The following is a 22,689-nucleotide window of genomic DNA, read 5'->3' on the forward strand; positions in this document are numbered from 1 at the left end:
ATCCTAATTATGGAAATAATCCAAAATATTTTTTGGAAATAATCCATTTTATCTATATTTGATAACGTAAAGTCCCGTTTACCTACTGAATTAAAAATCAAATTCAGCACGTTTAAACAGCTTATAAATACAATTATGGAAAATGAACTAACCCTAAAACGATTTACCGAAATAAGAAGGGAACTCGGATACACTCAAGCGGAGTTTGCCAAATTACTAGGCGTTTCCAATACAACTGCTGACATTGAACGTGGGAGAACCAAGTTATCGGGTAGGGTAGTGGCTGAATTGTTGAGGCAGTTCAAAATCAACCCACTTTGGCTTTTTGGTGAAAGTGACCAAAAACATTTAGAAACCTCGCAGACAAGTGTTATCCCAAAAGTTGTCACTGTTGATAGTGCTGACCAAGATAATATGGTGCTGGTAAATGCCAAGGCTGCGGCAGGATACCCCCAGAATATACAAGATACAAGTTGGTACAGGCAATTGCCAGCGTTCGATTTGCCCATTCCTGAATTTCGTAATGCAACATACCGAGGTTTTCAGGTAGAAGGAGATAGTATGTTACCTAATCTTAGGCCAGGGGAATGGGTTTTGGCAAAGGCCGTTGAACATATTGACCACGTAAGTTTGAACAAAATGTATGTGGTGGTTCTACAAGATTCGGTCATGGTCAAAAAAATTGAGAAGCGACCGAATTCAAACAATGTAACCTTGGTTTCCTTGAATGAAACCTATCCCCCGTATGAAATAAAACCCTTTCAGATTCAGGAAATATGGGAAGTGAGCAGCAAGCTTACATTCAACGTGGATGCCACAACCGAGACAGGATTGTTAAGACAGCTTCAGCAATCCATGGAAGAACTAAAAAGACAGGTGGGGCAGGTCAAGAATGAGTCTTAGCCAGTTTTTGGACTTGGTCATTATACGTGCTTTCAAAAATTTTGTCTGCATTGCCCGCTTCAAAACCTTCACGAAGGTGTTCCCGCCTTAAGAGATTTTTTTCCATGTCTTCAAATTCAGGAAGAGGGAGACGTTCTGCAAATTCAACATAGCTTCCCGCAATTTTCATTTGTTCACCATTGGCAAATGTGGCATTTACCATTTTGGCTACAGAACTACTTTGTTTTAAAAGACCATCTTTACTTTTTTTGAGCTTCCCACCAGCGGTGTTTAAAACAATTCCGGTTTCTTCGAGGAATGTATTAAATGTTTCAAGTCTGTTGTAAGGCTCAGGAAGTTCATGAACACTAATAGTATAATGGTTTAGATAATATCGATTATAAATCACCCATGCAGCATATTCGCTTTCTTTGGACAACTCCAAAAACTCATCCAAGGTTGGCACCTGCCATAATGGTCGATAAAAGAACTCACCAACTTCTTTCGGATTATCAAGATTCAAACGGTCAACGGGATCTTCTGTTATTTCACTTGTGTACCTTTTGATTATACCCTGGGATTTTAAAGAAAGTTCGTGCACCCTAAGTTCACTGATAAAAATTCTGGGATACTTAGGGCCGGGAGGAGCATACCAATAGGCATCCAATTTTTTTTCGGCGAAGTAGTAGGCTTCCTTTTTTTGATAACCAAGAGCCAAGAATATCTTTTCCAGCGAGGCAATTCCCAAATTGGGCACTCCTAATGTCCGAAAAGCTATATGATCATTTACAATGTCTTCCTCACTGCTAATCATTTCTTTTTCCATCATGGCTTGACTTATCACTTCTACATCCGCAACACTAGCTTTATAAGGATCAAAAATTGCCTTCAAAACGATTTCTAATGGAGTATTGTTGGTGAATTTCATGGCTTTGTTTTTTAAAATTCAAATTGAATTACAAAATTAACCATACATTTAATCGTTTTTAATTATTATTTTATATAAAATGATTAATTTAAATAATCAATTGGAAATACGACATCTGCAATACTTTTTGGTTTTGACCGAAACCCTTCATTACGGTAAGGCTGCTGAAAGATTATTGATTTCGCAATCCGCACTTAGTCAGCAAATACAGCGTCTTGAGGTCATTGTTAAACAGCCGCTTTTTAAGAGACACAATCGAAAGGTAGAATTAAGCTATGCTGGTAAATTATTCAAAAAGGAGGCAAAAACAATCTTGGGACAGATGGAAAGTTCTATGGAATGTTGGAGTCATGCTATGGAGGGCTACCAAGGAATAATTAAAATTGGTTTTGTGGGTTCTGCAATGCAAGACTTTTTACCAGATAAGATCAAACAGTTGGGTAAATCTTATCCCAAGGTCAAATTTGTGCTACAAGAGGGGAGCAACCAAACCCAATTGGAACTATTGGAAAACCACCAACTCGATATTGGGTTGATGCGTTCAAATCAGGTGTCCGAAACCATGGATTTTAGATCAGTTTCAAAAGAGAATCTATGTTTGGTTTTACCGGAAAATCACCCAGTTTTGAAGAAGGGATTTGAAAGCCTGAAACAGTTTTCGAAAGAATCCTTTATTCTGTTTCCTAATCAGCAGAGTCAAATGTACTATCAACAAATCATTGGTCTTTGCTCGAGTAATGGATTTATGCCCAAGATTACACATCAATCGATTCATGGACCAACCATTTTTAAGTTGGTGGAAAGTGGTTTGGGAATATCCATTGTACCTAAATCATTGACCTTAGCTACAAAATGCAAAGTAAAATTTATAGAACTAACCGATGAGCCTTTTAAAACGGAGCTCTTTGCGGTTTGGAATAGGAATACGGACAACGAAGCCTTAAAAATTTTCCTTGAAATATTGGTAAATTGAATTGTTGAGGATTTATAACGAAGAGATTAGCTAAAGTAATTTTGCTTGATGCTTTTAGCCAATATTGAAGCCGCTTTATGATGTAGTCTGAACCAGAGTTCTGGTTCAAAGATTTCAAGTTCGGCCAAAACCAAATGCCCATTATTGTCCCTAAAAATGTCGACTCGCGCGTACAAAGGCATTTCCGGACTTGCGGCAACAACATGTTTTGCAAAGTCAATTTCTTCCTTTGAGGCCTTATGCTCATGGACGCTTCCACCAAAATCATCTTGAACCCTAAAATCTCCCGATTTGGCAACCTTTAATACAGAATGTGAAAAAGTGCCGTTGAACAATATCATGGAGATCTCGCCTTTATCTACAATATTTTTTTGGAACTCTTGAAGCATCATGGTTTCATTGGCAGTAAGTTCTTGGAAGATAGCATCATATTTTTTCCACTCCGAGGTATGAAACTTATAGGTGTGCCTAGCACCTCCTGCGACACAGGGCTTCAAGACCAAGTCATCGGAATTGAACTTTAACTTTTGTCTTGCTTTTTCGATGGTTTCCTTTAGGCTAAGAGAAGATTTAGGTTCAGCATAAAAGGTTTTTGGAATATTTACCCCATTGTTTTCCAAATCTCGAAGGTAATGCTTGTCAATATTCCATAAAATCAGGCGATATGAATTGATAAATTCGGTCATGTTGCCCGTTTGTTTGAACCAGTCCAAAAATTCATCAAAACGCTCAAAACAATCCCAAGTTGTTCTAAAAAGAGCGTATTTGGTGGAACTCCAATCAAATTCAACATCATCCCATGCTTTGCGTATTACAGATAAGCCTTCTTTTTTCAAAGCTTCCAACACCAATCTATCTTCTTCAAGAACATTTTGGATATACTGATTGGTGTTCCTAGGATTTATGTATCGGTGATCTGTGAGTATTACAACATCATACATCGTTTGAAGCTTTAAAATCCAACTGCAGTATCATCTCCACGTTTATCAGCTCCTCCTTCTAGTTTTCCGTCTGGTAAGACCCGAATGGCATCTACTTTACCAATAATTCGATTTCTGCCTTCATGGATTTCATATCCAATATTTTTCAATTGGGATTTTGTTTCCTGTGAAAATCCTTCTTCCTCAAAAGAAATAAGGTCTGGAAGCCATTGATGATGAAATCTAGGTGCATTTACAGCATCTTGCATGCTTAGGTCAAATTCGTAAACATTGAGTATGGTCTGTGCAACCGCTGTAATGATGGTGGACCCTCCCGGAGTACCCACAACCATATACAACTTACCATCTTTCTCAACAATCGTAGGAGTCATACTGCTCAACATTCGCTTTTCCGGAGCAATGTTATTGGCTTCTGCCCCGATCAATCCAAACATATTTGGAACCCCGGGTTTTGCGCTAAAATCATCCATCTCATTGTTAAGAAAGAAACCGAGTTCATCGCAATACAGCTTTGAACCGTAGCCCCCGTTTAACGTAGTAGTAGCAGACACAGCATTTCCGTGGGTGTCAACTATGGAATAGTGTGTGGTTTCGTCACTTTCAATGATTTCAACTGTGCCGTGGGATACTTCCGAGGACGGGGTAGGTTTTTCAAAAGAGAATGTTTCCATTCTTTGAGTGAGATAGGAACCACTAAGAAGTACATCTAAAGGAATATCTACAAAATCAGGATCGCCCAAAAAGTAATTTCTATCTGCATAAGCCCTTCTTGCGGCTTCTGTAAATAACTGGATGGCTTTAACCGAATTATGACCATATTTTGCAATGTCATGCGATTCTATCATTTTAAAAATCTGATTGATGGTAACCCCGCCACTGCTGGGCGGGCTCATGGAAATAATGCGAAGGTCCTTATATTTGAAAACTATGGGCTGCCTCCATTTGGCTTCATACTTCTCTAAATCCTCAACTGTTACAAAACCGCCCTTTTCTTGAATGAATGCGGCTAATTTTTCTGCAACTTCACCTTTGTAAAAACCATTTTTCCCTTCATCAAGAATTTTTTGAAGAGTGTTGGCCAGTTTTGGGTATTTGATGGTATCGCCTGCTTGAAAGTGATGTGCAAACTTAGTGCTGTCACCATTGACCTGAACGATTCGTTCGTGATAACTTTCTAACCGCTTTGCTTGCTTCTCGGTTACTATTACTCCCTTTTTAGCAAGGGCTATAACGGGTTTCATGATTTCTGAAATGGGTAAAGAGCCCATTTTTTTGTGAACCTCCATAACGCCAGCAACCGTTCCTGGAACTCCCACGGCTGTTGCACCAACTGTACTCATATCGGGGATTACATTGCCTAAGGAATCCAGATACATGTCTTTATGGGCGGACAGCGGAGCTTTTTCGCGATAGTCTATTCCTCCAATATCTCCATTTTCTTTACGGTAGACCATAAAACCACCACCGCCTAAATTACCAGCAAACGGATAGGCTACGGCCAAAGCCAGCTCGGTGGCCACCATTGCGTCAAAGGCATTGCCACCGTTCTGCATGATTTGTGATCCTATTCGTGATGCTTCTTCCCTTGCAGAAACTACCATAGCTTTCTCGGTGACCAAGCCTGTAGGCGCCGCGGGTTGTTTTTTACAATGTAGAAAGAGAATTAAAGGGGTGAGAAAAATTATTCTTCGCATAAAGATTTTAATTTTTGGCCCGAAAAGGTAACTAATTCTTCAAAAAAATCAGTGAATTCATTTTCAAAGGCATCGTAATTTTGTTCCAAATCCAGAATGGCAAAATTCATCTTGGATCTGTTTTGAGTCCTACGATTCATTCCATTGAGCACTCTTGAGATACCGGGTAGGTTGGCATAATTCAACAACCAATTATCGGCAATCATGTACGGCATCATGCGTTGCGTGCCAAGCGGAAGGATGTCGTAGTTGTCTTCCAAAAGGTCATAGAAGTTTTCAACATAATCCCTCAATGGAACTTTCGAGTAGTTACTCCAGTTTTTGGCTAAAAAATGGTCATAGAATATGTCCACGATTACCCGACTATAATGACTGTAATTTTTGTGCAATCTTTTACTGCTTTGTTTCGCAATGGGATGGGAATCCGTAAAAGTGTCAATTTCACGATGCAACAAAATGCCTTTTTGGATTTTTTCAGGAAAGTGCTTGAACTTGTTGCCACGGATATGATCGGCAAAAAAGTTGCCCAAAGTAATTTCTTTGTCATCAAAGGACAAATAGATATGTGCAAGAAAGTTCAATAGTACAGTTTTGTTTTCTTTGTGAAATTTACAAATTCGAAACTTTGAAAAAGGAATACCCTTTTATATTTGCAAAAACTTTTCAACAACTATGACACTGATCAAATCAATTTCTGGAATACGTGGAACCATTGGCGGAACTACAAACGATAATTTAACTCCAATAGATGCGGTGAAATTTGCCGCTGCATACGGGACTTGGCTTAAGGGGTACTCTGGAAAAGACAAATTAACGGTCGTTATTGGTAGGGATGCTCGCTTATCTGGTGAAATGATCCAAAACTTGGTAGTTTCTACCTTGGTTGGTCTAGGGATTGATGTTCTTGACCTTGGCCTTTCTACCACGCCTACCGTTGAAATCGCCGTTCCGTTGGAAAAGGCTGACGGAGGAATAATTCTAACGGCAAGCCATAACCCCAAGCAATGGAACGCGCTGAAACTATTAAATGAGCGTGGAGAGTTTTTAGATGCTAAACAAGGCGCCTTGATTTTAGAATTGGCCGAAAAAGAAGATTTTGATTTTGCGCAAGTTGATGATTTGGGTTCGATCACTAAAAATGACACATACATAGATACCCATATCGAAGAAGTGCTGAATCTGTCATTGGTTGATAAAGAAGTCATCAAAAAAGGAGGCTTCAAGGTGGTTGTGGATGGAGTTAACTCAACAGGAGGAGTCGCTATTCCAAAATTGTTGGAGGAACTTGGTGTGGAGGTCATCAAATTATATTGTGACCCTACCGGTCATTTTCCGCATAACCCAGAACCACTTAAGGAACATTTGGGAGATATCTGTGATTTAGTTGTTAAGGAAAAGGCAGATTTTGGTATTGTTGTGGATCCCGATGTAGATCGCTTGGCTTTTATAAGTAATGATGGTGAAATGTTTGGGGAGGAATATACCTTGGTTGCATGCGCTGATTATGTTTTGAGCAAGACAAAGGGGAATACGGTTTCCAATCTTTCCTCCACTAGAGCCTTGCGGGATGTGACCGAAAAACACGGAGGTTCGTATGAAGCGGCCGCTGTGGGAGAGGTAAATGTGGTGACCAAAATGAAAACCAACAATGCTATAATTGGAGGTGAAGGCAATGGTGGAATTATTTATCCTGAAAGCCACTACGGAAGAGACGCACTTGTTGGTACCGCTTTGTTTTTGATGCTGTTGTCTGAAAAGGGTGGTACTGTTGCGGAATTAAGAGCAAGTTACCCTAGCTATTTTATGAGCAAAAAGAAGATTCAGCTAACACCGGATTTAGACGTAGATGCTCTTTTAGAAGCGATGCACGGAAAATACAAAAACGAGCAGGTATCTACCATCGATGGGGTTAAGATTGATTTTGCAGAGAATTGGGTTCATTTACGGAAATCAAATACGGAACCCATTATCCGCATATATACTGAAGCTAAGTCACAACAAGAAGCTGATAATCTTGCTGATAAGATTATAGGTGAAATCAAAGAAGTGGCAGGACTCTAGTTATCCTGCCAGTTCGTAAATGATTTGTTGTTGATTAAAATAATCATGGGATATATCGGCATTTTTGTCTGAATCCAGCCATATTTTCCAAGTATCATTTTCCTTTCGCAGTCCAACTTGGAAAGCACCATAAGCTCTGATGAGCATTTCTTTGTCGTCTTTTCGTTTGGAGCTGAGTCGATAATACCCCGTTTGGTATGCCACGGTTTCATTTTCATTAGTGGCGGTGGATGAGATAGAGAAAGCTATGGCAACTTGGCTACCTCGTTCTTTTACTATTTCCAAAAAACCTCCAAAATGGTCAATATAGGCTTCTCCTGTTTCAATTTCGTTTTGATCTATTGTGATTCTGACAATGTCTGATGAATGAATTGACTTTAGCATTTCGGAATCCAATGTTGCATATGATTGCATAAAAGGCACCCAAACATCTTTTTTAATGGCATTGATCAGTTCGCTGGAAATGACTTTTTTCTCCTGCGCAAATGCTATAAAAGAGATAAAAAGTAGTAAAAGGGTAGTGGCTTGTTTCATTTTTTGATTTTTTGAATTGGATTCAATTTATGAAACAAAATAGCGCTTCCTCCGACTTTTAGAAAAATTTAAGTATTGGAAATGCTTTTTAGGTACTCACCCCGAACCAATTTGGCAGTCTTATGATCTCCGGTATGGCTCCATCCAGGAGGCATGATCAAATAACGTAACTTGTTCAACAGCCCTGGGGCCTGTACAACATCTTTAGCTAAAGCGATAATTTCTCCAAAATAGACGTCAACAAAGTTTCCCGAATCCATTTTTCGGGTTATACCATATTCTATTTGAATGCTTTTCTGCTCTTCTTGATATGTTCCGAATGCCCTATCCCAAATATTAAGGAGGTTACAAAAATTGGTATCCATGTAAAGAGGATTTCGTGCATGGTGAACCCTGTGATGGGAAGGAGTAAGCATAATCTTGTTTAGAAAACCAAAACGAGCATCTTTAATCATGTTCTCGCCTACATGAATAAATGCCCCATAAGTACCATCGATAAACATTACTGCGAACAAAATTTCTGGAGTAACACCTAAAAGAACACAAATGGTTGTTCGTATGGTATCGGCATAAGGAGCTTCCAAAAAAAAGTGGGCATGAGTGACCGACAGATTCATGTCTTCCGGAGCATGGTGGGTTGAATGCAAACACCAAAAAAGTCTGACCTTATGTCCAAGATAATGATAAACAAAATGCGCAAGTTCCCACACCACATAGGCATAAATAAACCAATACCATGTCGAACTGATTTTAAACAATGCATATGGTTCAAAAAAACCGATGCAAAAAGCGACCATGGCTATTGCGATGAAATGTCCCACAAATCTATTGAAGATATAGATGAGAAAATTGACCTTATATACCTTAAGCTGAGGCTTTTTGTAGATCAACCCAGCGATAAACTCAAGAATCAACAAGAGCGGAATAATCGGATAAATCAGAGAGGCTACCCCTTCATAGGTTTTGAATACCGAATAATCACCACTCTTAAGGATTTCTATGGCTTGGGAGATGCCTAAAAATCCAATAATTTCTTCAAATAAGGTTGATAAAATTTCCATATAGGAATGATATGGAAAAATATCTAGGATGCAACAAAATTTAGACGAATAGCATGGTGGAACTCACTAGCAATCCATTTATTGACAGTGAGTTACTCTAGAAGCGATTCCTTAATCAATTCATTGGATTGCCAGACCCCATGTTTTAAGGCTTTGCCATTTGCGTCAAATACGGTGCCTTTTCCATTTTTATGGTTAGCTGCCCATTTACCGCTCCATTTTGTCCCGTCGAAATTGATGTAAGAACCTTTACCGTGACGTTTATGTTTTCTGAATGCTCCTTCGTACCTGCTTCCATCTGGCCAGGTGTACGTTCCCTTCCCAGAAAATGAGGTACCGGATAAACTTCCCGAATACTTTGAGCCATCTGCCCACTTTATGATTCCTTTTTTCAATTTTCCAGCGGCCAATTCTACGTCAAAATAAGTGTTCTCCAACTCAAACTTGTACCAACCGTCTTGTAATGTACTCAAGTCAGTATGAAAAGGGATGGTGTTAAACTCTTGAGCCTGTAGCGTAAATAAAGTAAAGAGAAGGACAACGAAGGAAAGAATAGACTTGTTCATATTATTTTCTACCCTTTGTCGCCTGTAAGAAATGATTACTTACAGCTAATTGAAGGATTTATGAAAATCACAGAACTTTCTAATCTTCTCTTCTATTGGAAATTGGCAGCACTGGTTTTCTGGAATTCTGCAGGTACTTTATCCTTGTGTTTCCATCTTTTGTGGGTCCAAAAATAGAATTCAGGAGCCTCTCGAATTGATTTTTCGGTTTCCTTAAGAAAAGATTCAGAAATTCCATAATCATCTATTTCTTTCGGATTTTCTGTAAGAACCTTAAAGGTTCCTTCATAATGTCCACGTTTTAGTTTTCTAACTTTTAGATAAACCGGTACGATGTCATGTTCCTTACAGATTTCTTCCCCTCCAACATGAACGGGTACCAAAATATTCATAAATTTTGCCCAATGTCGTGTTCTGTTTAGCATAGGAGATTGATCACTGATAATCCCTACGGTTATTAGCTTATTTGCTTTTTTTGCTTCTTTAATAATTTTTCGACTTTCAAAAGTTCTGATTAAGGTGGTGCCATACTTACTTCGAATGTCCCTTACCATTTTATCAAAATATTTGTTGTTAATAGGTTGATAAATGGCATAGGCTTTGGCCCTAATGAAAGTGTTTAAGTTAAAAACCCACTCCCAACTGGCATAGTGCGGCATCATTAGCATTAAGTTTTTACCATTGTCCTCTAATTTTAAAATCTCTTCAACATTGGTAAAAACATATCTCTTTCGCATTTGTTCATCACTTATGCCCAATGTCTTTATCATCTCCAGGAACATATCGCAAAGATGTCTGTAAAATTTTTTCTCAATCTTTAGACGCTCCGCATCCAATTTCTCTGGAAACACCAGTTTAAGATTGTTTCGAACGACTTTTTTGCGATAACCAATTAAATGGTACAACAAAACATACACTCCATCTGAAAGGAAATAAAGTAATTTGAATGGAAATCTGGATATCAACCAGAGTAGGGGGTAAACAAGTATAAAAACTGCCAGCTGCATACGTAATTCTTGTGGGCAAATATAGCTATATTTAGCCCCAAATTTTAAGGCTTATGTACAATTTGCATATTGCGACCATTGCTATTATAGCGGCCAACGTATTGGTCTCGTTGCGAGGGTTTAACGATGTTTCTTTTTTTGAGCGATATAAATTTAGTATTGGAGGGATAAAGGCTGGACAACAAGAAAGAACCATCACTTCGGGATTTTTGCATGTGGATATCTCGCATTTATTCTTTAACATGTTTACCCTATATTTTTTTGCCAATGTGGTTATTAAAGGGTTTAGCGCTTCCAAATTTATCATCATTTATTTTATAAGCTTGTTAGGTGGCAGCCTTTTGGCGCTATTCTTTCATAAGAACGAACCCTATTACAGTGCAGTTGGAGCTAGTGGTGCGGTCACAGGAATATTATATGCCGCGATTTTGTTGAATCCTGACATGCATCTAGGAATTATGTTTATTCCAATTCCTGTGCCTGCCTACGTTTTAGGAATAGGGTATTTGTTGTATTCCATATATGGAATGAAAAGCAGATTGGGAAACATTGGTCATTCTGCCCATTTTGGAGGTGCCATTGGGGGATATGCAACTACTTTGCTATTTAAACCAGAACTTTTTGTTACCGATACCTGGATTGTAGTATTATTGGCCATTCCGATTATTATTCTTTTTGTTCTTGAAAAAATGGGAAAGGTATAAGCAAAAAAACAAAAAAGCCTAAGATGTTATCCTAGGCTTTTTTGTTATGTATTGTTGAATATTTTAATTCAATAGCTCAGCCACTTTAGCTTCCAAAGCAGGACCTCTAAGATTTTTCGCAATAATAACACCATTTTCATCTAATAGAAAAGCAGCTGGAATGGCATTAATATTATACAATTGAGCGATGGGATCCTGGAAACGCTTAAGGTTTGAAATATGATTCCATACTAGACCATCGGCCTCAATTGCTTTTTTCCAATCTTCGGCACGCGCATCCAACGAAACACCAATAATATTAAGTCCCTTATCATGATATTTATTATAAACAGAAACAATATTTGGGTTTTCCATGCGACAAGGTCTACACCATGCTGCCCAAAAATCAATCAAGGTCAACTTTCCTTTAACATCATTCAAAGCCAAGGTGCTTCCATCTGGTGTAGGAGCAGAGAAGTTTGGCGCCACATTACCAATGTTGGTGTTCTTTAACTTATCCAATTGATTTTTTAGACGTTTGCCAGGTGTGGACTGTTTGATTTCTGGAGTTAAGGCATCAAAAAGCGTTCTTACCTCGTCTTCTGGGATTACCTTGTTGGACATAAGGTTTCCTATGATTAGGACAGAAATTAAGGCGTTGGGATTTTCTTTGGCAAAGTCAACATTGAAATTTTTCACAACTTCTTGAAATTCAATGTACTCTTCCCTCAGTGCGGTAACCGTGGCGGTATCCCTCTGCTGTGCAGCAGCACGCATATCGTTTTGCATAGAGCCCAAGCGCTCCTGTAATTTTCTGGATTCATCCAAAAAGTCCGTAAACAATTCATTTTGAAGCGTCCCTTTAGGTTTAGCATAGCCTAAACTATCTTTTTGAAACTTTACCGAAATATCCCCGTTCTCCAGAATAAAAGGAATATTACCCGGTGCCGTACCTACAAGTAGATAGTGTATTTTGGGTTCCTTTTGGTTACCGGCAAAGCTAAATTTGCCATTTTGTACTATAGCAGTATCAATATCGATAAGTTGGTTAAGGGAATCAGTTGTTTTTAGAAAAACTTGTGTTCCTTCGGCCAATTCGCCTGTAATGGTACCTTTTAAAGTATATCCATCTGAATTGGAACCACAGGAAGCCAATAGTGCCAAAACAACTATAGATGCAAGAATCTTTCTCATTTTTTGGGTTTTAAGCCGCTAAGGTATTCAATACTGATGGCATAAAAAAACCCTGCATATAAGATGTTCTTGCATGAAGGGATAAGAAAAACAAAGTGTTCTTAGAATTGATAGCGAATGCCTAAAGCAATATCAAAGTCAAAATCATTTTCAAAACCACCATACCCCAAAAGACCTATTTCTGGTCTAAAATCTAATGATAGTAGCAAAGGAATATCAAAATTATACTCTATTCCTATGTCTCCCGCAGCAAATACGAAAAGACCATCTTCATCTTCCAAATTCAATGCGGGCTCAAAATCAACATTTCCTAATCCACCACCAACACCATAATACCAGTTGAAGTTGCCATCTATAGGTTGCACCCATTGGTAAACCCCTGAAAGTTTAAAAGCGTCAAAATCACGACTGTCCCTCCAGCCAAGGTTAAATTCAGCTCTGTTATAACGTCCAATTGATTTTTGATAAGAAATTTCGGCTCCAAAACCGTCACTATCACCCAACCGAAGTCCAAGAGCATGCTCCGAAATATCTTGGGCATTTATTCCAATTGTTGCGAACAAAAAAACAACACTAAATAATGTGGTAATCTTCATAAGTCTCTCGTTTAGTTAAAAATTAAAGATAGCTTTGCAAAGCTTCTTGACAATAAACTATTTTGACGACCAAAAATTGTTCCATTGTGGATAAATATCTTTTAAAAAATCTTTCAGAAGAACTTCAAGGTGAGTTATTGACCGACAATTTGAGCAAAGCACTTTATGCCACGGATGCATCAGTGTATCGAAAGGTTCCCACTGGGGTAGCATACCCTAAAACCATCGAGGATATTAAGGCTTTGGTTAGGTTTGCCAATGTTCAAGGCATTGGGTTGATTCCCAGAACTGCGGGAACCTCTTTGGCCGGGCAATGCGTAGGGAATGGAATTGTTGTCGATGTATCTAGACACTTTACGCAAATTTTGGAATTGGATAAAGAAAAAAAACAGATTAAGGTACAACCTGGAGTAGTTCGGGATGAGCTTAATCAATATTTGAAACCATTTGGTCTTTTCTTTGGCCCAAATACTTCAACATCCAACCGTTGTATGATTGGAGGTATGGTTGGGAACAATTCATCAGGAACCACATCGATTCAATATGGTGTTACCCGAGATAAGGTAGTAGCTATGAACTGTATCCTTTCCGATGGAACCGAAGTGTTTTTCGGGGACTTGGAGACGGAAGCTTTTACAGCAAAGAAAAATGAAAGTTCTCTAGAAGGATCTATCTATTTGGCTTTGGAAAAGGAGTTGAGGAATAAAGAGAACATTGAAAATATTAATGCCGAGTTTCCTAAACCCAGTATTCACCGGAGGAATACGGGGTATGCTGTAGACGAACTCTTAAAGAATTCTGTTTTTGGAACGGAAGCCGGAGCACTTAACCTGAGTAAACTTCTTTCCGGTAGCGAGGGGACTCTAGCATTTACGACAGAAATCACCTTGCAGCTTGACGACCTTCCACCACCATTATCCGCTATGGTGGCTACACATTATAAAACTTTGGAAGACTGTTTGAGCGACGTTGCACCGGTTATGCAGCACAGCTTGCATACCTGTGAGATGATGGATAAGGTTATATTGGATTGCACAAAAAATAATAGAGCGCAATTGGCCAATCGATTTTTTGTGGATGGTGATCCGGCAGGAATCTTAATGTTGGAAGTAAAGGCCCATTCTGAAAAAGAATTGGACAAACAATTGACCGAATTGCTAAAAACCATCGAGAAGTCGGGCCTTAGCTATGCGAATCCCGTTTTGAAAGGGGATGATATCAACAAGGCCATTGAACTTAGAAAAGCAGGTTTGGGCCTGTTGGGCAATATGGTTGGGGACCGAAAAGCAGTGGCTTGTATTGAAGATACCGCCGTAGCCTTGGAAGATTTGAAGGATTTTATCATGGAATTCTCCCAAATTATGGAAGGATATGATCAAGAAGCGGTCTACTATGCCCATGCTGGGGCCGGAGAGTTGCATTTGAGACCTATCCTGAATTTAAAAAAATCGGAAGATGTAACACTGTTTCGGGCCATTACAACCGATGTCGCCAAGCTTACCAAAAAATACAAGGGAAGCTTTAGCGGAGAGCATGGAGATGGAATTGTACGGGCAGAGTTTATTCCGTTGATGATTGGGGATTCCAATTATGAGTTGCTCAGGCGGGTAAAAGCAGCCTTTGACCCCAATAATATTTTTAACCCAGGGAAGATTGTTGATGCTTTTCCTATGGATGAATCCTTGCGCTATGTAGTTGATAGGGAGGAACCTGAGGTTCAAACTTTGATGGATTTTTCGGATAGTGAAGGCATTCTCAAAGCTGCGGAGAAATGCAATGGTAGTGGAGACTGTAGAAAAAACCATACCATGTCGGGCGGAATGTGTCCTAGTTACCATGCCACCAAAAATGAAAAAGATACTACTAGGGGTAGGGCCAATGCCCTTAGGGAATTTTTGACCAACTCCGAAAAGCAAAACCACTTTGACCAAAAGGAACTAAAAGAGGTCTTCGACCTATGTCTAAGCTGTAAGGCCTGTGCAAGTGAATGTCCTAGCAATGTTGATATTGCAGCTCTTAAGGCAGAGTTTTTATACCAATATCAAGAGTCGAATGGGTATTCACTAAGAAGTAAATTGTTTGCTTACAATACGCAAGTGAACAAGCTGGGGAGCAAACTTTCCGGAATTACCAATATGGTTTTCAAATCCAAAGCACTTAGTGGGGTTGTCAAAAGTTTGGTCAACGTTGCCCCTGAAAGAAACCTACCTTTGGTACATAACTTCAGTTTTGACAACTATTTAAAAAAGTTAAAACCTAAAACAACTGGCGGAAGAAAAGTTGTTCTTTACATAGATGAGTTTACCAATTATCTAGATGTTGAGGTAGGAAAAGATGCAGTTGAATTACTTTGTAAATTGGGTTATGATGTACAATTGTTTTACGCCGAAAGTGGGCGTACTTACTTATCCAAAGGATTTTTAAAACAAGCGAAGAAACTTGTTGAAATAAACATTTCCAAAGCGAAGGACATTTTAGAAGAAGGAACACCGATAGTAGGACTTGAACCTTCGGCAATTTTATCGTTTCGGGATGAGTACAAAAGGCTTTCGGAGGACAGCGCAAAGATAAATGCGTTGGCTTCTTCTTCTTTTTTGATTGAGGAGTTTTTAGCTTCGGAAGTTGAAAAAGGTCATATTAATTCAGAAAGTTTTACAGACGAGGAAAGACAAGTGAAAATTCATAATCATTGCCATCAAAAAGCTTTGTCCAATCAAAAGGTGACATTTGATATTTTAAACCTTCCCAAAAACTACAAAGTAACCATTATACCATCTGGTTGCTGTGGAATGGCAGGCTCTTTTGGTTATGAAAAAGAACATTATGAAACCAGTATGAAGGTCGGTGGGTTAAAATTGTTCCCAGCGGTAGAAAAGAGTCCAAAAGACACCATTATTTCTGCAAATGGGACCAGTTGTAGGCATCAAATAAAAGATGGGACGAAAAGGGATGCACACCATCCGGTTTCAATTTTGAGACAAGCCTTGATCACCTAGATTTTCCTCCTCAATTTCGAGCAACTTTTCTTTTAGTTCAATAATGTTTTCAGTCTCAGGCTCTAGTTCAATATCTGTTATTGAGGCGATTAGGTCGTTCATATCCATTTCTTTTAAATCCTCATCCACAAAGAATGGAGATAAGCGGTCATGATTATAATGATAGATTTTCCAACGTTTAAAAGAATATTCCAGGGCGGTCAAATTTTCCACCCAATCCCCTGAGTTTAAATAAATACAGCTACCATTTTTATTTTCGTAGCGCTCTTTTTTAGGTTGATGGATGTGTCCGCAGATTACATAATCATATCCATTTTCAATTGCAAGGTCACCGGCGGTTCTTTCAAAGTTATTGATGTACTTAACGGCACTTTTCACACTATTTTTTATTCGTTTTGAAAGTGAGTAGCGTTCCCGGCCCATCTTGGCCAAGCACCAGTTGAGAAAACTATTGATGAGGATTAGAAGGTCGTAGCCGTATCCTCCCAATTTGGCCAACCATTTGGCATTTTGAATTGAAACATCAAAAACATCTCCATGGAAAATCCAAGCTTTTTTTCCATCAAGCTTTAGAACAAGCTTATCTACAATTTTCAAATTTCCCATTGAGGTTTCACTGAACTTACGAAGCATTTCATCGTGATTTCCAGTGATATAGAAAACTTCAACTCCTTTAGATGCCATCCCGATAATCTTCTTTAGTACCTTAAGGTGGGCTGGCGGAAAATATCTTTTACTGAACTGCCAAATATCAATAATATCTCCGTTCAAAATGAGTTTTTTGGGTTGAATACTGTTGAGATAGGCTATAAGCTCATCGGCATGACAACCATATGTTCCGAGGTGTACATCGGAAATTACGGCCAAGTCAATCTTCCTTTTTTTCAATGTGTTAAGGTTTAAAAACAAATTAAAGAGGTAAGAATTAACTTTCGAAAAAATTTAGGTAATCAATTCTTCAGTATTCCGTTAAAAAAATGTCAATCGGTATAATTTTATGTTACATTAACATTAACTGAGGTGCATCCTTTTGAAAACCACTTATAACATCTACCTTTGAGGTTTATTCAACTTTTATCGCATGGCAGGCAATACTTTTGGGCAACTTTTTAGACTAACAACTTTTGGAGAATCCCATGGTAGGGCATTAGGTGGCGTTATTGATGGTTGTCCTGCTGGTATTGAAGTTGACTTGGAGCAGGTGCAAAAAGAACTTGACCGCAGAAAACCTGGACAATCTGCTATTGTAACCCAGCGAAAGGAACCTGACAGCGTAGAATTTTATTCGGGAATGTTCGAAGGAAAGACAACAGGCACCCCAATAGGTTTTGCTATTCATAACACAAATCAAAAGTCCAAAGATTATTCGCATATAAAAGATTCTTATAGGCCCTCACATGCCGATTATGTCTATGACAAAAAGTATGGCTTTAGGGACTATCGGGGAGGCGGGAGAAGTTCAGCCCGCGAAACTGCGAGCCGTGTAGTGGCTGGGGCCATTGCAAAGCAGTTTTTAGGTAAAGTTAAAATCAATGCCTATGTTTCACAAGTAGGCGATATGAAACTGGATAAAAAGTACCAAGACCTTGATTTTTCAAAAATTGAATCCAATGCTGTTCGCTGCCCAGATGAGGTAACAGCTGAAAAAATGGAAGGGTATATTAAATCCATCAAAAAAGAAGGAGATACCATAGGAGGTGTTATTACTTGCGTGATTCAAAATGTACCCATTGGTTTAGGAGAACCTGTCTTTGATAAATTGCACGCGGAGCTGGGAAAGGCTATGCTTTCTATCAATGCTGTCAAGGGTTTCGAGTATGGAAGTGGTTTCGAAGGTGTCAAAATGAAAGGTAGTGAGCACAACGATGCTTACAACGAAGATGGCTCAACTACAACAAACCGAAGTGGCGGTATACAAGGGGGAATAAGCAATGGAATGGATGTTTACTTCAATGTGGCCTTCAAACCTGTTGCCACTGTTTTGCAAGCCTATGAGACCATCAATAAGGAGGGAGAAAAAATAACTGCTCAAGGTAAAGGAAGACATGACCCCTGTGTGGTACCTAGGGCAGTACCGATTGTAGAGGCAATGGCGGCTTTGGTTTTGGCAGATTACACCCTTTTGGCACGTTCCAATAAAATCTAAGAGACGGATTCGGGAAATTTCCAATCAAAATAGTATCTTACTTTCCTAAAAAGTAGATATGCGTAAACTTGAACTGCACTGGCAGATTCTTATTGGGATGCTGTTGGGTATAGTGTTTGGATTCTTTATGATCCAAGTGGATTGGGGAAAGGATTTTGTTACGGATTGGATTCAACCACTGGGAACCATTTTTGTAAAGCTTCTTAAACTTATTGCCATTCCTTTAATTATTGCTTCACTGGTTAAGGGAATCTCCGACTTAAAAGACATCTCTAAATTTAGAAATATTGGAATTAGGACCATAGGAATCTACATACTTACTACGGTGGTTGCTATTACCATTGGTTTGGTTTTGGTAAACATACTGAAACCTGGAAACGGAATTTCTGAAGAAACGGTAGCTAAGTTGACAGAAACCTATGCCTCGTCGGAAGGGGTGACTTCAAAAATGAACGAAGCCATGAACCAAAAAGAGAGCGGTCCACTTCAGTTTTTGGTGGATATGGTGCCTGACAATGCCTTGGCTGCCATGAGCAACAATGGATTGATGTTGCAGGTGATTTTCTTCACCATTTTTCTCGGTATCTCTATGCTGCTAATAGGTGAAGAAAGAGCTAAGCCCTTGAAAAATTTCTTCGATTCACTGAATGATGTTGTATTGAAAATGGTAGATTTGATTATGCTGACAGCGCCGTATGCGGTATTTGCACTTCTTGCAAGTGTAGTGGTTTCTTCTAGTGACCCCGACCTTTTACTGGCCCTGCTAAAATATACTGGAGTTGTTGTGGGTGGACTTTTGCTAATGGTAGTTTTTTATACCGTTGTCGTTTCTTCTTTCACAAAAAAGAATCCTTTTTGGTTTTTAAAAGAAATTAGTCCGGCCCAGTTACTTGCTTTTTCAACTAGTTCCAGTGCTGCCACTCTTCCCGTTACAATGGAAAGGGTAGAGGAGCATATCGGCGTTGATAAAGAGGTTTCCAGTTTTGTACTTCCCGTAGGAGCCACAATCAATATGGATGGAACAAGTTTGTATCAAGGTGTCGCAGCAGTTTTCATTTCTCAGACCTTGGGGTTTGATTTGTCTTTTGCCGATCAATTGACTATTGTTTTAACAGCCCTATTGGCATCCATTGGTTCGGCGGCTGTTCCAGGTGCGGGAATGGTAATGCTTGTGATTGTACTTGAGGCCATAGGTTTCCCTGCTGATAAATTGGCTATCGGATTGGCCTTGATTTTTGCGGTCGACCGCCCTCTGGATATGTGCAGAACCGTTGTCAATGTAACTGGTGATGCAACGGTATCCATGATCGTTGCAAAATCTGTTGGGAAACTGGGGAAGCCAAACGTAAAAGAATGGGATGATCATTTGGATGAGGTAAGGTAATTGTCTTAAAATATTGCGCTATGAACATTTGTTTTTTAATGTACCCTTGGGAAGAAATTCAACCAGAAAACGATACCAGTTTAGCATTGATTCATGAATGTGTAAAACGAAAGCATGGGGTTGCACTCTGTACACCGGCAAATTTGACCATACGAAATAGCGTTACCAGTGCATTCTGCACGGTTATTAATCGTATGGAAAAAGTGTCAAGTAGCTTAAAGACATTTTATAAACAAGCTTCTTTGCGTGAAGAAATGCTGCCGTTAGCGGGGTTTGATGTGATTTTTATGCGAGCCAATCCGCCATTGGATCCAATTATGCTCAATTTTTTAGATTCTGTAAAAGATGATGTGTTTATCGTAAACTCGATTCAAGGACTCCGGGAGGCCAATAATAAACTGTACACAGCTGCTTTTGGAGACAGTCACAGCAACATAATCCCTGTGACCCATGTTTCTAAAAATAAGAGGTACTTGGTACAACAGATTAAAGAATCTCCTGCAGAAAAAATGATATTGAAGCCGTTGAACGGTTTTGGTGGTTCTGGGGTTATTCTTATTGAAAAATCCGCAATGTCCAATATTAAGTCGTTATTGGACTTTTATGTGACCAATGCAGATGGCTCTTCTAACTATGTGATTTTACAAGAATATATTGAAGGTGCAGACCAAGGTGATATCCGGATTTTATTGTTAAACGGTGAGCCAATTGGGGCAATGCGCAGAATTCCTGGTTCCGATGATCATCGCTCCAATGTCTCTGCGGGAGGGTCCGTGGCCAAACATAGTTTGACCAAGGAAGAAAAAGCCCTGTGCAAACAAATTGGTCCAAAACTGGTCAAAGATGGACTGTATTTTGTTGGCATCGATGTGATAGGTGGGAAGTTGGTGGAAGTAAATGTGATGTCTCCTGGCGGTATAACCTACATAAACAAGGTATACAAAACAAAAGCGCAATGCAAGGTCATCGACTTTATTGAAAGTAAGGTGATGGATAAATTAAAGGCTTTTGACCGAAGATCCAGATTACGAAGTGAGGTAGCGAATGCGTAAATGCAGTATCGAAGAAATAATTGGGCTAATTAACCAGGAAAAATGCTTCGAAGCGGTTTCCGAGGATTATTCTTTCACCTTAAAAATTGAAGAATATGTTCCTTTCGTTTGTGGAGCCGTGCATGATGGGCATCAATTCCGCAAGTCTCTTTGGGATAATTGTTTGCATACGGAATATGAAAGATGGTACGAGGAAGACCCCAGTACTAAACAAATGATTCAAAGTTTCCCGATTGTTATTGCAGGTTCCGATAGCCGATTTGAGTACGATTTAAACCGCCCCCCGGAAACGGCAATTTTCGATACGGCTTGGGGCAAGCAGCTCTGGAAGAATACCTTGCCAGAGAACGAAATACAGCTTAGCCTTAAAAAACACGAAAATTTTTACAAAGTTACCCATGCGTTGATTGCAAAGTTGACTTCAAAACTTCAAAATGTACTGGTGTTCGATATGCACAGTTATAATTGGAAACGATGGGATAGAGAAGTGCCCGTATGGAATTTGGGAACTATAAACGTTGATAATACAAGGTTTGGGAGTTTGATAGAATCTTGGAGAATTAAGCTGGAGAGCATCAAGTTGCCAAACGGTATAGAAACCACGTCTAAAATTAATGACACCTTTCAAGGAAACGGCTACTTTTTGAAATATATCACCAATAACTTTAAAAACACTTTGGTTTTAGCGACAGAGATTTCCAAGATATATTGCGACGAGTTGACTGGGGTTGTATTTCCTGAAGTGGTTAGGGCTGTTGAAGAACAATTAAAGGTTTTGATTCCGGAAATGGTGGATGAATTTGAAAGGGCAGATTTATGATCAGTGCTAAAGAAACACAGGAGTTGGAAAAGGAATATGGGAACCTATTTGAAATAGATGCCAATCTTGATAGACTGGTACACCGAATTGAGTTGTTGGGCTATGTTAACCCTTTAAATATTGAAAAGGAAAAACAACGCTTTTTTACTTCAAAGTATACAGTTGAACCAGAGTTTAAGTACCCGAAGCTAAAATTTGACCCTTATAAACTTCATAGACTCTTCTTTTCACAGCGTTTGGAAAGAATAAACGATGAACGAATTAGGCGTCTGTACCAAGAAGTGATTTATCACTATTCCAATATGATTCAATGCATTGAAACGATTGGAAAAGGAAAGAAGTTTTACTATAACTCTTTAAGGGTGTATGGTACTCCTACCGAACGTGATGTTCAAAATGCAAAATTCATTCTTCATTTTACTGATGAACCAGCATCTTCTGATATGGAAAAAGTATTCTCTCCAGAAGAAGCCTGTGATTATTTTGAGAGCTTTTCCAAACAGTATGACTTTCCGCTTAATGTCAGATTTTCGAAAAACATGGCTGCTGAGGCAATGGTAAGCAACAGCTCACAGACATTGCTCATCAAAAAGAATATAAAGTTTAGCAAAAATCAATTGCTTACATTGGCGAACCATGAAATAGGAGTGCATTTGGTCACTACGTATAATGGATTGCTACAGCCACTTAAGATATTTTCAAACGGTTTGCCCAAAAATGTGGAGACGCAAGAAGGATTGGCTGTTTTTAGTGAATATATGGGAGGTGCGTTAACGTTAAAGCGTTTAAAAGAGCTCGCTTACAGGGTTCTTGCCGCAGATAGTCTGATCAAGGGATACTCCTTTGCCGACACCTTTGATTTAATTCATGGGCAATACAAGTTAAACAAGCACGAAGCCTTTGGAATAACCCTTCGGGCACATAGGGGAGGAGGTTTTACCAAAGATAGATTGTATTTAAGTGGTCTTAGAAAAATATACAAACGCTACCAAAGTGAAGAGAGCCTTGATGTATTGTTGACAGGAAAGGTGGCTTTGGATGATGAAGAAATGGTGAGATATCTTAAAACCGTAGGCCTTGCCCAACCTATAACCCATAAAGGGCTCTCATTTAATCAAAAATTGAACACCAATCTGACCTTGGATTTTATTTTAAATAATTTAAAGTAGAT

At 39.0% G+C, this 22,689-nt stretch carries 21 protein-coding genes; 10 read left to right on the forward strand and 11 right to left on the reverse strand.

All coding sequences use genetic code 11. The annotated features are described in order from the left end of the window. The first annotated feature begins 135 nt into the window (after positions 1-135). Positions 136-903: an XRE family transcriptional regulator gene (locus E4661_RS05110; protein WP_136465746.1), complete on the forward strand. Its 768-nt coding sequence runs from the start codon at positions 136-138 to the stop codon at positions 901-903. On the opposite strand, the gene E4661_RS05115 is transcribed toward E4661_RS05110, so the two are convergent. Further along, a complete protein-coding gene (locus tag E4661_RS05115; RefSeq protein WP_136465747.1) occupies positions 887-1,810 on the reverse strand; it encodes a DUF1338 domain-containing protein in 924 nt (307 codons plus the stop codon). The two genes, E4661_RS05110 and E4661_RS05115, sit on opposite strands and share 17 nt — an antisense overlap. Positions 1,811-1,889: 79 nt before the next feature. On the opposite strand from E4661_RS05115, the gene E4661_RS05120 reads away from it, so the two are divergent. Continuing rightward, entirely contained in the window at positions 1,890-2,783 is an 894-nt protein-coding gene (locus E4661_RS05120; protein ID WP_136465748.1) for a LysR substrate-binding domain-containing protein, read from the forward strand. Positions 2,784-2,809: 26 nt separating this feature from the next. On the opposite strand, the gene E4661_RS05125 is transcribed toward E4661_RS05120, so the two are convergent. Genes E4661_RS05125 through E4661_RS05135 form a run of 3 tightly spaced genes read right to left on the reverse strand, consistent with a single transcriptional unit; the run spans position 2,810 to position 5,999 of the window. Beyond that, positions 2,810-3,724, reverse strand: coding sequence for an ATP-grasp domain-containing protein (locus tag E4661_RS05125; protein ID WP_136465749.1), 915 nt, complete (start codon positions 3,722-3,724; stop codon positions 2,810-2,812). A gap of 11 nt (positions 3,725-3,735) precedes the next feature. Further along, positions 3,736-5,418: a gamma-glutamyltransferase gene (gene ggt / locus E4661_RS05130; protein WP_136465750.1), complete on the reverse strand. Its 1,683-nt coding sequence runs from the start codon at positions 5,416-5,418 to the stop codon at positions 3,736-3,738. Further along, positions 5,406-5,999: an acyl carrier protein phosphodiesterase gene (locus E4661_RS05135; protein ID WP_136465751.1), complete on the reverse strand. Its 594-nt coding sequence runs from the start codon at positions 5,997-5,999 to the stop codon at positions 5,406-5,408. Before E4661_RS05135 ends, ggt begins: the two co-directional genes overlap by 13 nt. Positions 6,000-6,090: 91 nt before the next feature. On the opposite strand from E4661_RS05135, the gene glmM reads away from it, so the two are divergent. Then, positions 6,091-7,479, forward strand: a complete 1,389-nt coding sequence (glmM, locus tag E4661_RS05140; RefSeq protein ID WP_136465752.1) for a phosphoglucosamine mutase — start codon at positions 6,091-6,093, stop codon at positions 7,477-7,479. Here glmM and E4661_RS05145 read toward each other — a convergent pair whose 3' ends face one another. The 4 genes from E4661_RS05145 to E4661_RS05160 all read right to left on the reverse strand — a co-directional run bounded on the left by E4661_RS05145 (position 7,480) and on the right by E4661_RS05160 (position 10,647). Continuing rightward, the gene (locus E4661_RS05145; RefSeq protein WP_136465753.1) at positions 7,480-8,013 is read right to left on the reverse strand and encodes a Cif family virulence factor; all 534 of its coding nucleotides are present in this window, start codon (positions 8,011-8,013) and stop codon (positions 7,480-7,482) included. Between the two features lie 68 nt (positions 8,014-8,081). Next, the gene (locus E4661_RS05150) at positions 8,082-9,074 is read right to left on the reverse strand and encodes a sterol desaturase family protein (RefSeq protein WP_136465754.1); all 993 of its coding nucleotides are present in this window, start codon (positions 9,072-9,074) and stop codon (positions 8,082-8,084) included. 92 nt (positions 9,075-9,166) lie between these two features. Next, positions 9,167-9,640, reverse strand: a complete 474-nt coding sequence (locus tag E4661_RS05155) for an MORN repeat-containing protein (RefSeq protein ID WP_136465755.1) — start codon at positions 9,638-9,640, stop codon at positions 9,167-9,169. A gap of 92 nt (positions 9,641-9,732) precedes the next feature. Next, entirely contained in the window at positions 9,733-10,647 is a 915-nt protein-coding gene (locus E4661_RS05160; RefSeq protein ID WP_136465756.1) for a lysophospholipid acyltransferase family protein, read from the reverse strand. A 53-nt stretch (positions 10,648-10,700) separates the two neighbouring features. Between E4661_RS05160 and E4661_RS05165 the strand changes: the two genes are divergently transcribed. Further along, positions 10,701-11,351: a rhomboid family intramembrane serine protease gene (locus E4661_RS05165; RefSeq protein ID WP_136465757.1), complete on the forward strand. Its 651-nt coding sequence runs from the start codon at positions 10,701-10,703 to the stop codon at positions 11,349-11,351. A 63-nt stretch (positions 11,352-11,414) separates the two neighbouring features. On the opposite strand, the gene E4661_RS05170 is transcribed toward E4661_RS05165, so the two are convergent. Continuing rightward, positions 11,415-12,524: a TlpA disulfide reductase family protein gene (locus E4661_RS05170; RefSeq protein ID WP_136465758.1), complete on the reverse strand. Its 1,110-nt coding sequence runs from the start codon at positions 12,522-12,524 to the stop codon at positions 11,415-11,417. A 101-nt stretch (positions 12,525-12,625) separates the two neighbouring features. Beyond that, positions 12,626-13,120 carry a hypothetical protein gene (locus E4661_RS05175; protein WP_136465759.1) on the reverse strand — a complete coding sequence of 165 codons (495 nt, stop codon included), beginning with the start codon at positions 13,118-13,120 and terminating at the stop codon, positions 12,626-12,628. 86 nt (positions 13,121-13,206) lie between these two features. On the opposite strand from E4661_RS05175, the gene E4661_RS05180 reads away from it, so the two are divergent. Next, positions 13,207-16,116 carry an FAD-binding and (Fe-S)-binding domain-containing protein gene (locus tag E4661_RS05180; RefSeq protein WP_136465760.1) on the forward strand — a complete coding sequence of 970 codons (2,910 nt, stop codon included), beginning with the start codon at positions 13,207-13,209 and terminating at the stop codon, positions 16,114-16,116. On the opposite strand, the gene E4661_RS05185 is transcribed toward E4661_RS05180, so the two are convergent. Further along, positions 16,087-17,004: a UDP-2,3-diacylglucosamine diphosphatase gene (locus E4661_RS05185; RefSeq protein WP_136465761.1), complete on the reverse strand. Its 918-nt coding sequence runs from the start codon at positions 17,002-17,004 to the stop codon at positions 16,087-16,089. The two genes, E4661_RS05180 and E4661_RS05185, sit on opposite strands and share 30 nt — an antisense overlap. Before the next feature lie 193 nt (positions 17,005-17,197). Between E4661_RS05185 and aroC the strand changes: the two genes are divergently transcribed. Genes aroC through E4661_RS05210 form a run of 5 tightly spaced genes read left to right on the forward strand, consistent with a single transcriptional unit; the run spans position 17,198 to position 22,687 of the window. Further along, positions 17,198-18,262, forward strand: coding sequence for a chorismate synthase (gene aroC / locus E4661_RS05190; RefSeq protein ID WP_136465762.1), 1,065 nt, complete (start codon positions 17,198-17,200; stop codon positions 18,260-18,262). A gap of 58 nt (positions 18,263-18,320) precedes the next feature. After that, complete coding sequence (locus tag E4661_RS05195; protein WP_136465763.1) at positions 18,321-19,646, forward strand: dicarboxylate/amino acid:cation symporter; 1,326 nt, start codon at positions 18,321-18,323, stop codon at positions 19,644-19,646. A gap of 20 nt (positions 19,647-19,666) precedes the next feature. Then, the gene (gene gshB, locus E4661_RS05200; RefSeq protein WP_136465764.1) at positions 19,667-20,698 is read left to right on the forward strand and encodes a glutathione synthase; all 1,032 of its coding nucleotides are present in this window, start codon (positions 19,667-19,669) and stop codon (positions 20,696-20,698) included. Beyond that, complete coding sequence (locus E4661_RS05205; RefSeq protein WP_136465765.1) at positions 20,691-21,518, forward strand: N-formylglutamate amidohydrolase; 828 nt, start codon at positions 20,691-20,693, stop codon at positions 21,516-21,518. The genes gshB and E4661_RS05205 overlap by 8 nt, the downstream gene beginning before the upstream one ends. Beyond that, a complete protein-coding gene (locus E4661_RS05210) occupies positions 21,515-22,687 on the forward strand; it encodes a flavohemoglobin expression-modulating QEGLA motif protein (RefSeq protein WP_136465766.1) in 1,173 nt (390 codons plus the stop codon). Before E4661_RS05205 ends, E4661_RS05210 begins: the two co-directional genes overlap by 4 nt. Positions 22,688-22,689: the final 2 nt, after the last annotated feature.

Origin of the sequence: Flagellimonas onchidii (genome assembly GCF_004804315.1) — a bacterium.
In the GTDB taxonomy this organism is placed as follows: Bacteria; Bacteroidota; Bacteroidia; order Flavobacteriales; family Flavobacteriaceae; genus Flagellimonas; species Flagellimonas onchidii.

Excerpts from the sequence above, each read along its gene's own strand:
- E4661_RS05110 (WP_136465746.1), top strand. The coding sequence starts at position 136 with ATGGAAAATGAACTAACCCTAAAACGATTTACCGAAATAAGAAGGGAA.
- E4661_RS05115 (WP_136465747.1), bottom strand. The coding sequence starts at position 1,810 with ATGAAATTCACCAACAATACTCCATTAGAAATCGTTTTGAAGGCAATT.
- E4661_RS05120 (WP_136465748.1), top strand. The coding sequence starts at position 1,890 with ATGATTAATTTAAATAATCAATTGGAAATACGACATCTGCAATACTTT.
- E4661_RS05125 (WP_136465749.1), bottom strand. The coding sequence starts at position 3,724 with ATGTATGATGTTGTAATACTCACAGATCACCGATACATAAATCCTAGG.
- ggt (WP_136465750.1), bottom strand. The coding sequence starts at position 5,418 with ATGCGAAGAATAATTTTTCTCACCCCTTTAATTCTCTTTCTACATTGT.
- glmM (WP_136465752.1), top strand. The coding sequence starts at position 6,091 with ATGACACTGATCAAATCAATTTCTGGAATACGTGGAACCATTGGCGGA.
- E4661_RS05145 (WP_136465753.1), bottom strand. The coding sequence starts at position 8,013 with ATGAAACAAGCCACTACCCTTTTACTACTTTTTATCTCTTTTATAGCA.
- E4661_RS05150 (WP_136465754.1), bottom strand. The coding sequence starts at position 9,074 with ATGGAAATTTTATCAACCTTATTTGAAGAAATTATTGGATTTTTAGGC.
- E4661_RS05155 (WP_136465755.1), bottom strand. The coding sequence starts at position 9,640 with ATGAACAAGTCTATTCTTTCCTTCGTTGTCCTTCTCTTTACTTTATTT.
- E4661_RS05160 (WP_136465756.1), bottom strand. The coding sequence starts at position 10,647 with ATGCAGCTGGCAGTTTTTATACTTGTTTACCCCCTACTCTGGTTGATA.
- E4661_RS05165 (WP_136465757.1), top strand. The coding sequence starts at position 10,701 with ATGTACAATTTGCATATTGCGACCATTGCTATTATAGCGGCCAACGTA.
- E4661_RS05170 (WP_136465758.1), bottom strand. The coding sequence starts at position 12,524 with ATGAGAAAGATTCTTGCATCTATAGTTGTTTTGGCACTATTGGCTTCC.
- E4661_RS05175 (WP_136465759.1), bottom strand. The coding sequence starts at position 13,120 with ATGAAGATTACCACATTATTTAGTGTTGTTTTTTTGTTCGCAACAATT.
- aroC (WP_136465762.1), top strand. The coding sequence starts at position 17,198 with ATGGCAGGCAATACTTTTGGGCAACTTTTTAGACTAACAACTTTTGGA.
- E4661_RS05195 (WP_136465763.1), top strand. The coding sequence starts at position 18,321 with ATGCGTAAACTTGAACTGCACTGGCAGATTCTTATTGGGATGCTGTTG.
- gshB (WP_136465764.1), top strand. The coding sequence starts at position 19,667 with ATGAACATTTGTTTTTTAATGTACCCTTGGGAAGAAATTCAACCAGAA.
- E4661_RS05205 (WP_136465765.1), top strand. The coding sequence starts at position 20,691 with ATGCGTAAATGCAGTATCGAAGAAATAATTGGGCTAATTAACCAGGAA.
- E4661_RS05210 (WP_136465766.1), top strand. The coding sequence starts at position 21,515 with ATGATCAGTGCTAAAGAAACACAGGAGTTGGAAAAGGAATATGGGAAC.